Raw genomic sequence first — 10,540 nt, forward strand, 5'->3', positions numbered from 1 at the left:
GGAAAAGACGTTGTAACTTCTTGAAGTCCCCGACCGTCACAACCATATCGGCAGTAGCACACAAGGTCGTCATACTACCGGTCGCCCCCAACGATGACCTGCAAAGAAACCAGTGTCAGCATCCGTTGACCCGATGGTCCTGCACCGTCAGATCAATACCGCCTGACCTTAAAAACCGACAGGAACATTATGCGGCCAGTCTCGAATGTTTTTGCTTTGATTTTCGCGTGCTTTCTCGTTGTTGCCTGTGACCAGTCAGGCCCGATCAAGATCGGTTTCATTGCCGGATTGTCCGGACCGGGTTCGGATACCGGAACCGATGCACTCAATGCGCTGAAGCTTGCCGCCCAGCAAGTCAATAACGATGGCGGCATCAATGGCCGGATGGTTGAAATCCTGCCGCGGGATGATGAAAAATCACCCGAAGTCGCCCAACAGCATGTCCGCGAACTTTCCCAACTTGGTGTGGATGCCATTGTCGGTCCCATCATCAGTTCGATCGGCATGGCGATCCTGCCGGTTATCAACGAACTGGGCATCGTGACCGTATCACCAACGGTATCGGCCGCCGAATTTGCCGGTTTTCGCGACTATCTTTTCCGTATGAACACCACCACACGTGAAAATGCGCGCGCCTATGCAAAACGCAGCATCGAGCTTGACCGAAAACGGGTGTCCATCGCCCTTGATGGTCAAAACGAAGCATTCGCCGACAGCTGGTATCGTGAATTTCTTCTGGAATTCGAAGAACTTGACGGCCGGGTGATTTCCAAAAACTGGATCAACACCAGTCAGGCCAGCAATGCCGACATCGCCAGACAACTGGTTGATGATGCCCCCGATGCGATCGTGCTGGTCGCCAACAGTTCCGACAGTGCCAATCTTGCCCTTGAAATCCGCAAACTGTCCAAGGACATCCCGATTTCTGCTGCGGAATGGGCCGGAACGGATTTGCTGATTGAAATCGGCGGAACCGCGGTCGAGGGCATGGAACTTGTCCAGGCTTATGACCGCTATGACACCAATCCGCGCTTCCAGCAATTTGTTGCCGATTACGAAGCCATGTTTGATCGCCATCCGGGGTTCAGTGCTGTTCTGGCCTATGATGCGGCAACGGTTCTGTTTACCGCGCTCAAGACCAAACACCCCGATCAGAAACTGGCCAATGCCATGACCGATCTGCCCCCGCAGATGGGTCTGCATCAGGAACTGAAATTCGATCAGTATGGGGATGGCAATCGCGACGTCTATTTCGTGACAATCCAGAACGGCAAATTCATCCGCGTGAAATAGACCCGTATCGCCGCACTAAAAAACAAAAGCCCTGCTTGTGCAGGGCTTTTTCTTGTCGGCATCGGGGAATGAATTCCCGAAATCCTAGTGATCGCTTTCTTCAAGGAAATGGTCGCCAAGACCGGTATCGTATTCCATACCTTCCTTGGTCAGAACGATGCTGCCCGGATAGCCTTCCTTGACCAGTCCCTTGCGGGTCAGCGCAACCCAGACTGCCGGGTTTTCAAAGCCGCTGGCGTCACGGGCCGCAACGGTGAATTTGCCGACATGCACATGGTCACCATGGGCATGGGGCACACGCAGAAGGGTTGCCTCACCGCTGGCTTCGTCGATCTTGCCCGAATTCGGGTCTTTGGCGATGACCTGTGCCAGGACAAGGGTGCGAAGCTGCAACTTGTTGAGTTTCAGCGGGTTTTTGCGAACGAATGCCATATCTGGTGTTACCCCGGTTTCAATGGATTGATTGCAAGGACATATCTGTTACTTGGCGCAATGATGCAAGCCCTGTTTTGGCCGGGCGCCTTGCAGCAATTGCATTGCTTGGCATCCGTTTCCTTGCCAGGCAGCAAAATTTCAGCCGCATAACGGTCCGGGTCAAGCCCGACAGACCGCGCTAGCCACCCGCCAGCATCTTGCGCAATTTGCGGTCCCGCTTAAGGTGCCATTCCCGGCTCATAGCCTGACCGAAGGTGCGGAACCGTTCAACATAAACCAGCTCCCACTGCCGCCCGCGCGTGGTCTTAGCCCCTTTGCCACTATTATGTGTCACCAGCCGCGCCTCAACATCGGTTGACCAGCCGACATAAGTCCTGGGCAGCTTGACCCGAACATTTGCCGCCGGATCAAACCCCAATTCACGCAGCACATAGACAAAGGTGAATGACGCCATTTCCGAAGCTGTTTCAATACGATGTTACATCAGGTGTGGTGAGGTTCGCGGCCTCGCATGACGAAAATGGCCGCTTTCGAGAACCGGCGCGCTGCGTACCAAAGTACATGAGCACCGGAAGCACAGAAAGCGACCATTTGCAGCCCATACAGGGCAAATTAAAGGGTGGAGTTAAACGCGCCACCGTCCAGCAGGATATTCTGGCCGACCATGAATTTCGCATGCTCGCTGCACATGAAGGCACAGGTCGCACCGAAATCAAGCGGATCACCAAAACGACCGGTCGGAAGACCTGCCTGGGTTTTGGTGCGCGCTTCATCAAGGCTGATGCCTTCGGCCTTTGACTTGTTGGTCATCAGGGCGTTGATGCGGTCGGTGTCATGCTGACCCGGAAGCAGGTTGTTCATGATCACGCCATCCTTGGCGACCTGACGCGACGTTCCGGCAACAAACCCGGTCAGACCGGCGCGCGCCCCGTTCGAAAGACCAAGATGGGGGATCGGCGATTTGACCGAACCCGACGTGATATTGACGATACGGCCCCATTTGCGCGAAATCATGCCCGGTAGAACCGCGGTCGCAAGCAGGATCGGCGTCAGCATGTTTGACTGAACCGCGGCTTCCCATTCGGCCTGTCCCCAATCGGACCAGATGCCCGGGGGCGGACCACCGGCATTATTGACCAGAATGTCGGGCGCACCCTGTGCGGCAAGGACCTTGTTGCGGCCTTCCTCGGTCGTGATGTCACAGGCAACCGTTGTGACATTCACGCCATATGTATCACGGATATATTCCGCCGTTTCATTCAGCGGCCCTTCGGAACGTGCATTAAGCGTCAGATCAACACCGGCTTCTGCCAGTTTGATGGCGCAACCACGGCCAAGCCCCTTGGACGAGGCACATACAATAGCCTTGCGGCCTTTAATTCCCAGATCCAATGGATCCTCCCATCTTGGAGTTCGTCTAATGGCAGGAATTTAGACCGGGCATGGCCGTCTGGTCAAACACCGTTCCACGATCTGGAACGATTAATCCAGATCACCGGCATCTGCAAAATCACCGGTTGATCACGCCCCGAACACCGCGTCATGTGCCGCGACATAGGCAAGGGCCGCCTTTGAAACATCGGCCACCGACATGCCGGGTTTGTAAATCCCAGACCCCAGACCAAACCCGTCACACCCGGCCTTGGCATAGGTTGCAAAATCATCCGGACCGACGCCCCCGACCGCATAAACCGGCATCTGTGCCGGAAGAACCGCGCGCATGGCCTTGATGCCATCAGCACCAATGATGCTGGCCGGAAAGATTTTAAGCCCGTCTGCCCCGGCCTTGATGGCAGCAAAGCATTCACTTGGCGTCAGCACACCGGGCCAGGACCCCATGCCAAGCTCCTTGGTTTTGGCGATCACGTCGATATCGCAATTGGGCGAAACGATAAATTCACCCGAAGCCTTTTTGACATTGGCCACGTCATCGGGCGTCAAAACGGTCCCTGCCCCGATCATCGCCGCATCCCCGACCGCTTCCTTCATCGCGCTGATGCTTTTAAGAGGGTCTGGCGAATTAAGCGGCACTTCAATCATGCTGATGCCGGCATCGACCAGCGCGCGCGCCATATCGGCCGCCTCATGGGGTTGAACCCCGCGCAGGATCGCAATCAGCCGGCGGTGTTTTTTGCCGCTGCGCGCATCGGTAATCTGTTCTGCAACATATGGTGCCATGGTCTTAAATCCTTTGTGATGCGTGCGATAAGGTCTGATAGGCCTGGCTCAATCCGGCAAGGGTGATGGCACCGCCATCCATCGCCAGCGCAGTTTGGCCATGCACGGCCAGTGCTGCCTGATAAAGGGATGCAAGCTTGCCTGCACCGACCAGTGCAATGGTTTCACCATCCTGCAACCGATCCAGAATATCGGCAATTTCCAGACCGATCACACTGCCTGACAAAACCGCCGCCCCGGACGGGACGTCTGCGCTGTTCAAGGCAACAAGGCCCGCGGCACGCACGGTAAACAGCTGATGCAAAAAGCTGCCGGGCTGCGTTTTTGCCGCCCGAACCGCCCCGGCAAAGGCCGCATCATCCCAATCATCGCCAACCGAATGGCGCAGGATTGATTGGCGGGACAAAAGTGCAAAGACCTCGCCACTCATATAGGTCCGAAAGGCGGTGATTTTTCCGTCCGCAACCCGCGCCCATTTCGAATGGGTTCCGGGCAGGCATACCCAACCGGCAAAATCCGGGTTTTGGTTCATAAAGCCGACAAGCTGGGTTTCCTCGCCGCGCATGACATCGGCATCGCCCGATATTTCGCCAACGCCTTTGGGACGCTGACACAATCCGGGCAGGATCGAAACCGCCACCCGCGGGTCGGCCACCGTCGGGCTGACCGCGCCGGATGCCAGATCGCACGGCGCAACCGGCACCTCGCAATACGGGGCTTCAAGCCATCCCTGCCGCGCCCCGGCCATGCCGCAAATCACCACCGGCACATTGAGTATCGCCGGGTCAAGCCAACGGTCAATCAGCCCGATCAGAACCCCTTCGAAGCTCAGCTTATCGTCCCCGGCAATCGCATTCATGCCAAGCGGGCTTTCCGCCATCGCCAGGATGTTAGCGCTATCATCCATTGCCCAGACGCGCAAATTTGATGTGCCCCAATCAACCGCGATCCAGCTTGGTGCCTGGGCCGGGGTGCCCGAAAGATGTGATGAAGCCGTCAACGCCCTGCCCTTCTATGCTTGTCGGCACAGGTCCCGAACCGGGATCAATGCCGCCTGTTTGCATTCCTCATACTATTGGGCGCATGAATGGTCAATCCATCGCGCAGGAAATCACCGCGCACGCTCTCAAATGCACCACGCCGCGGCGACCACCCCGATATCAGACCTGCGGGGCCGGTACATCGGGATCAAGCAGGCTTTGATGCGATTTCCAGTTTTGGGCTTCGATAAACACCTTGGATACTTCGGGGATGGCAGCACGGATATCGATCTCAAGGCGCGACACGGCGGCTTCGACCTGTGGCGATCCGATCTTGTCATCAAAATCGACACTGACACAGACAATCACGCTTTGCGGTCCGTGATGCAGCGTGATGATTTCATTCACGCCCAAAATGCCCGGAATGCCCGCAACCATCCGCGCGATCTTTTCGCGGCTTTGCGCATTGGCACTTTCCCCGATCAGAAGCCCCTTGCACTCGACCGCCAGGAAAAAGGCCGTGACCGCCAGAATAAGACCGATCATCACCGATGCCAGCCCGTCAAGCACCGGCATATCAAGCAAATAGGCCGCCGCAATCCCGACAAACGCCACCAGCAAACCGAGCAAGGCCGCTGAATCCTCAAACAGGATCACAAACACCGTCGGGTCCTTGCTGCTATGCACGGCCTTGATGATCGTCTTGTCGGGGTTCTGGGCCCGAAACGCCCGATAGGCTGTGCGGAACGCTGCCCCTTCAAGCACCACGGCAATGATCAGGATCGTGAACACGACGTGATATGTCCGGATATCAAACCCGCCAAACGATGCCACCACATGGATATCAAGCGCATGGGGATGAAGGATCTTGTCCACCCCTTCCCAGATCGAAACACCGGCCCCCAATCCGAAAATCATCACCGCAACCAGAAACGACCAGAAATAGGTCTCCTTGCCATAGCCCATCGGATGACGTTCATCAGGCTCCTGGGTCGAAAGCTTCAACCCCAAAAGCAAAAGCCCCTGATTGCCCGTATCGACCAGCGAATGGATGCCTTCGGACATCATCGCCGCAGAACCGGTAATCGCCGCCCCGGCAAACTTGGCCACAGCAATCAGCAGATTGGCCGTCGCGGCCATGTAAATGGCCCCTTTTGAGGAATGAGACATATACGCGCTATCCATTCTGAACGATCGGTGATGTGTGCCTGAACCGGGCATCTGAAAAAACCCCGTCAGGCAAATGACTTAGCCCAGTCTAACTGCTTTTGGCCGAATGTCACGGTCTGTCACGGCCTGTGCCACCGGTTTGGCCCCGCCGCCCAAAGAAATCGAAAAAAGCTATCAAAGATACATAAAATAACTATTTCACCTATTACGCATCAAATTGTTAGGCTCTTCAAAGCGATGGGGAAACCCATGGTTTCGGAATTTGTGACCACGTTCGTTGCGATCTCTGAGTTGAACATTATCTGCAACATGAAAGCTTCACGTAGAAATACTGGCGCACTCATACTGGTTTTGTTTAAATCACATCTCAGGGAACCCAACCATAAGGCGACATGAAACAGCAGATCGGGACTTGCTGTTTTGCCCCGGTCGCCTTTGGCGCAAAACGAAACGGGTCAAGGAGCTGTTTTAAAAACATCTCAGCCACTACGGAGAGAGAAAAATGGACGGAAAACATACCGCAGGGAAATGTCCGGTAATGCACGGCAGCATGACCGAGACCGGCACCACCAACACCGACTGGTGGCCCAAAACCCTTAATCTTGACATCCTGCATCAGCACGACACCAAATCCACGCCCTATGGCAAGGACTTCAACTATGCAGAAGAGTTCAAGAAACTTGATCTCAACGCTGTCAAAACCGACCTGAAAAACCTCATGACCGACAGCCAGGACTGGTGGCCGGCGGACTGGGGTCATTATGGTGGTCTGATGATCCGTCTGGCCTGGCACTCTGCCGGTTCCTACCGTCTGGCCGATGGCCGTGGTGGCGGCGGCACGGGCAATATCCGCTTTGCCCCGCTGAACTCGTGGCCTGATAACGCCAACCTTGACAAGGCACGCCGTCTTCTGTGGCCGATCAAAAAGAAATATGGCAACAAGATTTCCTGGGCTGACCTGATCATTCTGGCCGGCACCATGGCTTATGAATCGATGGGCCTCAAAGTCTTTGGCTTTGCCGGTGGTCGTGAAGATATCTGGCATCCGGAAAAAGACGTTTACTGGGGTGCGGAAAAGGAATGGCTGGCACCGTCTGATTCCCGTTATGACGATGTCACCAAACCCGAAACCATGGAAAACCCGCTTGCCGCCGTGCAGATGGGTCTGATCTATGTGAACCCGGAAGGTGTCAACGGGCAGCCTGACCCGATCAAGACCGCCGCCCAGGTGCGCGAAACCTTTGCCCGTATGGCAATGAATGACGAAGAAACCGCTGCCCTGACGGTCGGGGGTCATACCGTCGGTAAAACCCACGGCAATGGCGATGCCGCCCTTCTGGGCGAAGCTCCCGAAGGCGCTGACATCACCGAACAGGGTCTGGGCTGGAACAACCACACCACGCGCGGCATCGGCCGTGACAGTGTGACCTCGGGCATCGAAGGTGCCTGGACCACCCATCCGACCAAATGGGATAACGGTTATTGCAAGCTTCTTCTGGGCTATGAGTGGGAACTCAAGAAAAGCCCGGCCGGTGCCCATCAGTGGGAACCGATCAATATCAAGGAAGAAGACATGCCTGTTGACGTCGAAGATCCGTCAATCCGTTGCATGCCGATCATGACCGATGCCGATATGGCCATGAAAATGGACCCGACCTATCGTGCAATCATCGAGAAATTCGACAATGACTTCGAATATTTCTCCGATTGCTTTGCCCGTGCATGGTTCAAGCTGACCCACCGTGATCTCGGCCCGAAAGCCTGCTATCTCGGTCCGGACGTTCCGGCCGAAGACCTGATTTGGCAGGACCCGATCCCGTCGGTTGACTACACCCTCTCGGACGCCGAAATCGCCGACCTCAAGGCCAAGCTGCTGGCATCCGGCCTCACCTCGGCCGAGCTGATCAACACCGCCTGGGATAGCGCACGTACCTTCCGTGGTTCGGACAAGCGGGGTGGTGCCAATGGTGCCCGCATCCGTCTCGCCCCGCAGAAGGATTGGGAAGGCAACGAACCGGCCCGCCTTGCCAAGGTTCTTGGCACCCTCGAAGGCATTCAGGCCGGCCTTGCCAAGAAAGTCTCGATTGCTGATCTCATCGTTCTGGGTGGTACGGCTGCGGTTGAAAAGGCCGTCAAGGATGCCGGCTTCAACATCACCGTTCCGTTCGCACCGGGCCGTGGTGACGCCACCGACGAGATGACCGATGCCGAAAGCTTCGAGCCGCTCGAACCGCTGGCCGATGGTTTCCGCAACTGGGCGAAAAAGGACTATGTTGTTCAGCCCGAGGAAATGCTGCTCGACCGCGCACAGCTTCTAGGCCTGACCGCCCATGAAATGACGGTTCTGCTCGGTGGCATGCGTGTTCTTGGCACCAACTATGGTGGCACCAAACACGGCGTGTTTACCGACCGCGAAGGTGTTCTGACCAACGACTTCTTCGTCAATCTGACGGATATGTCCTATAGCTGGAAACCGGCGGGCAAGAACCTTTACAACATCGTTGATCGCAAATCGGGCGAAACCAAATTCACCGCCACCCGCGTTGATCTGGTGTTTGGTTCAAACTCGATCCTGCGTGCCTATGCTGAGCTCTATGCCCAGGACGACAACCAGGAGAAGTTCGTTAAAGACTTCGTTGCGGCCTGGACCAAGGTGATGAATGCGGATCGGTTTGATCTGGCGTGAGGCTTACGCCTTTAACGTGATGTGAGTTGGAGCTTTGGCGCTCTGAAATAAGAACACCCCCGGTCGGTTAGGCCGGGGGTGTTTTGGTTGAGTTTTGGTCTGATCCACCGGCTCTTCCGTTTTGCTGACAACTGACAAATGACAACTGTATATTACCTGTAGTAGATTCCAGCAAACCACTCACAATCTAACAGGACATGTCATTTTGAAGAATTTTAAGATGAACTATGTCGAGTCATTGGCTCTAAACTCTTTTCGCTTAGGCCAATCATTCTCCTTCGCGCAAATCTCACTTCCCAGTGTCTTTAAATACTGCCACATCCGGGGGAACTTTTTATCTCACGTCCTAAGTGCGAAGAACGATTACATCGAAAAAATACAAATTTACAATACCTATATAGACGGAAAAATAGAACTACACTTTCAGAAATTCACTCCGCCAATAATTATAACGGGATGCACGATAAACAGTGAAATAAAGATAACTCACAGCCAAATATCTACAGTATGCCTGCAACACTGCCATATTAACAAACTTTCCCTTGATGAAACGGAAATTTCAGGTGCACTAATACTAAGAAACTCGAAATTTGCATGTGGGATCAGCTGCAAGTGGACACAAATATCCCACTCAATAAATTTAGACTCAGCTCAACTTGGAACGCACAAGGTTGATGGCTACGAAGTATCCTTCAATGGAGACGGCTTATCTGTCGGCGGCGGTGCTACTTTCAACAGTAATTTCTCGGCTTCTGGTCAAGTAAGGTTGATCGGGGCTGATGTAGGATTCCTAGACCTTGAACAATCTAAGATAACGTGCAAGAACGGCCCCGCATTGGTATGCAATCAATTACGTTGCAAAGGATATTTCCTGTTAAACTCGGCTACCATAGAAGGAGCATGTCTACTTGAGTCAATGAACGTAAACCAAATTGAAGTTGGAAACTCTTCATTTACAGAAAACTCACCAAATAACTCTGACCCATCTATATCACTAAACAACTCAATTATTTCAAACAGTCTGAATTTCACTTCCCACACCTATTGCATCGGTCACTTGTCAATGCTGGGAGTCAAAATAGGGGACTGCCTCACCTTTCGCTCTGTCCATCTTCAATTAAAGAATGCTGAGCTAACTTCACGAACGCTGTCGCTAGACCGCTCACAAATAGCGGGACTGCTCCATTTCTCCGATAACACCATTATTCTTGGAGAAGCCTCTCTACGTGCTGTTGAAGTCGCTGGCCAGCTAATGATCGAAAACTCAGAATTTGAAGCTCAACAGACACCCGCGTTTTCGATGCAAAGCGGGGTCATAAAACAAGAAGCCTTGATTCGCAGCTCATCTTTCAACGGAGTATTAGACTTATCCAACGTTACAGTTGGACTAGATTTGGAGTTCGCCGAGAGTATTGTCGTAAACCCCGACGCACCGGCTTTTGTCGCGGAAAACTTAGTTGTCAAAAACACCTTGAAATGGTTTCCGGCCAAAATTGATGGGGCTATAGGTCTACACGGGGCTAGCGTACGATCATTGGCTGATAAAGAACTAAGCTGGCCGACAGAGTCACAAGTGGACTTAAATGGGTTTAGCTATCAGAGTCTATCTTGGGCCGCCCCCATCTCATCCAAATTCAGGCTAGCTTGGCTTTCGCGGCAATTTGATGGCTTCAAACCTCAACCATATAGCCAACTTGCTCGAACGCTCCAAACCGCAGGAGAGTTCAAAGAAGCCAGAATAATTCTATATCACCGAGAAGAGCAAAGACGCAAAAACGCACTTCGACTGGAATACCTG

General features: G+C 53.9%; 9 protein-coding genes (1 of these 9 only partly in view). 3 read left to right on the top strand and 6 right to left on the bottom strand.

The features are described 5' to 3' along the window. Nucleotides 1–189 precede the first annotated feature (189 nt). Nucleotides 190–1,293, top strand: a complete 1,104-nt coding sequence (locus SIB88_RS15795; protein ID WP_286887717.1) for an ABC transporter substrate-binding protein — start codon at nucleotides 190–192, stop codon at nucleotides 1,291–1,293. 84 nt (nucleotides 1,294–1,377) lie between these two features. On the opposite strand, the gene SIB88_RS15800 is transcribed toward SIB88_RS15795, so the two are convergent. From SIB88_RS15800 to SIB88_RS15825, 6 genes are all read right to left on the bottom strand, one after another. Further along, nucleotides 1,378–1,725 (bottom strand): hypothetical protein, encoded by a 348-nt coding sequence (locus SIB88_RS15800; protein ID WP_068518701.1) that lies wholly within the window; start codon nucleotides 1,723–1,725, stop codon nucleotides 1,378–1,380. A 181-nt stretch (nucleotides 1,726–1,906) separates the two neighbouring features. Beyond that, the gene (locus tag SIB88_RS15805; protein WP_068518702.1) at nucleotides 1,907–2,182 is read right to left on the bottom strand and encodes a GIY-YIG nuclease family protein; all 276 of its coding nucleotides are present in this window, start codon (nucleotides 2,180–2,182) and stop codon (nucleotides 1,907–1,909) included. A 158-nt stretch (nucleotides 2,183–2,340) separates the two neighbouring features. Continuing rightward, nucleotides 2,341–3,120, bottom strand: coding sequence for an SDR family oxidoreductase (locus tag SIB88_RS15810; protein ID WP_068518703.1), 780 nt, complete (start codon nucleotides 3,118–3,120; stop codon nucleotides 2,341–2,343). A gap of 129 nt (nucleotides 3,121–3,249) precedes the next feature. Continuing rightward, nucleotides 3,250–3,906 (bottom strand): 2-dehydro-3-deoxy-6-phosphogalactonate aldolase, encoded by a 657-nt coding sequence (locus SIB88_RS15815; protein ID WP_412558472.1) that lies wholly within the window; start codon nucleotides 3,904–3,906, stop codon nucleotides 3,250–3,252. Between the two features lie 4 nt (nucleotides 3,907–3,910). Then, nucleotides 3,911–4,906 (bottom strand): 2-dehydro-3-deoxygalactonokinase, encoded by a 996-nt coding sequence (locus tag SIB88_RS15820; RefSeq protein WP_412558473.1) that lies wholly within the window; start codon nucleotides 4,904–4,906, stop codon nucleotides 3,911–3,913. A 160-nt stretch (nucleotides 4,907–5,066) separates the two neighbouring features. Continuing rightward, nucleotides 5,067–6,056, bottom strand: coding sequence for a cation diffusion facilitator family transporter (locus SIB88_RS15825; protein WP_412558474.1), 990 nt, complete (start codon nucleotides 6,054–6,056; stop codon nucleotides 5,067–5,069). Between the two features lie 502 nt (nucleotides 6,057–6,558). Here SIB88_RS15825 and katG point away from each other — a divergent pair. Then, nucleotides 6,559–8,742 carry a catalase/peroxidase HPI gene (katG, locus tag SIB88_RS15830; protein WP_412558475.1) on the top strand — a complete coding sequence of 728 codons (2,184 nt, stop codon included), beginning with the start codon at nucleotides 6,559–6,561 and terminating at the stop codon, nucleotides 8,740–8,742. A 220-nt stretch (nucleotides 8,743–8,962) separates the two neighbouring features. Then, a protein-coding gene (locus SIB88_RS15835; protein ID WP_412558476.1) for a hypothetical protein crosses the window boundary here: on the top strand, nucleotides 8,963–10,540 show its 5' portion. 456 nt of this gene lie beyond the right edge of the window; 1,578 of the gene's 2,034 nt are visible here — the first part of the coding sequence; the start codon lies at nucleotides 8,963–8,965; its stop codon lies beyond the right edge, outside the window.

Origin of the sequence: Thalassospira sp. MIT121401 (genome assembly GCF_047125595.1) — a bacterium.
GTDB classification, from domain to species: Bacteria; Pseudomonadota; Alphaproteobacteria; order Rhodospirillales; family Thalassospiraceae; genus Thalassospira; species Thalassospira povalilytica.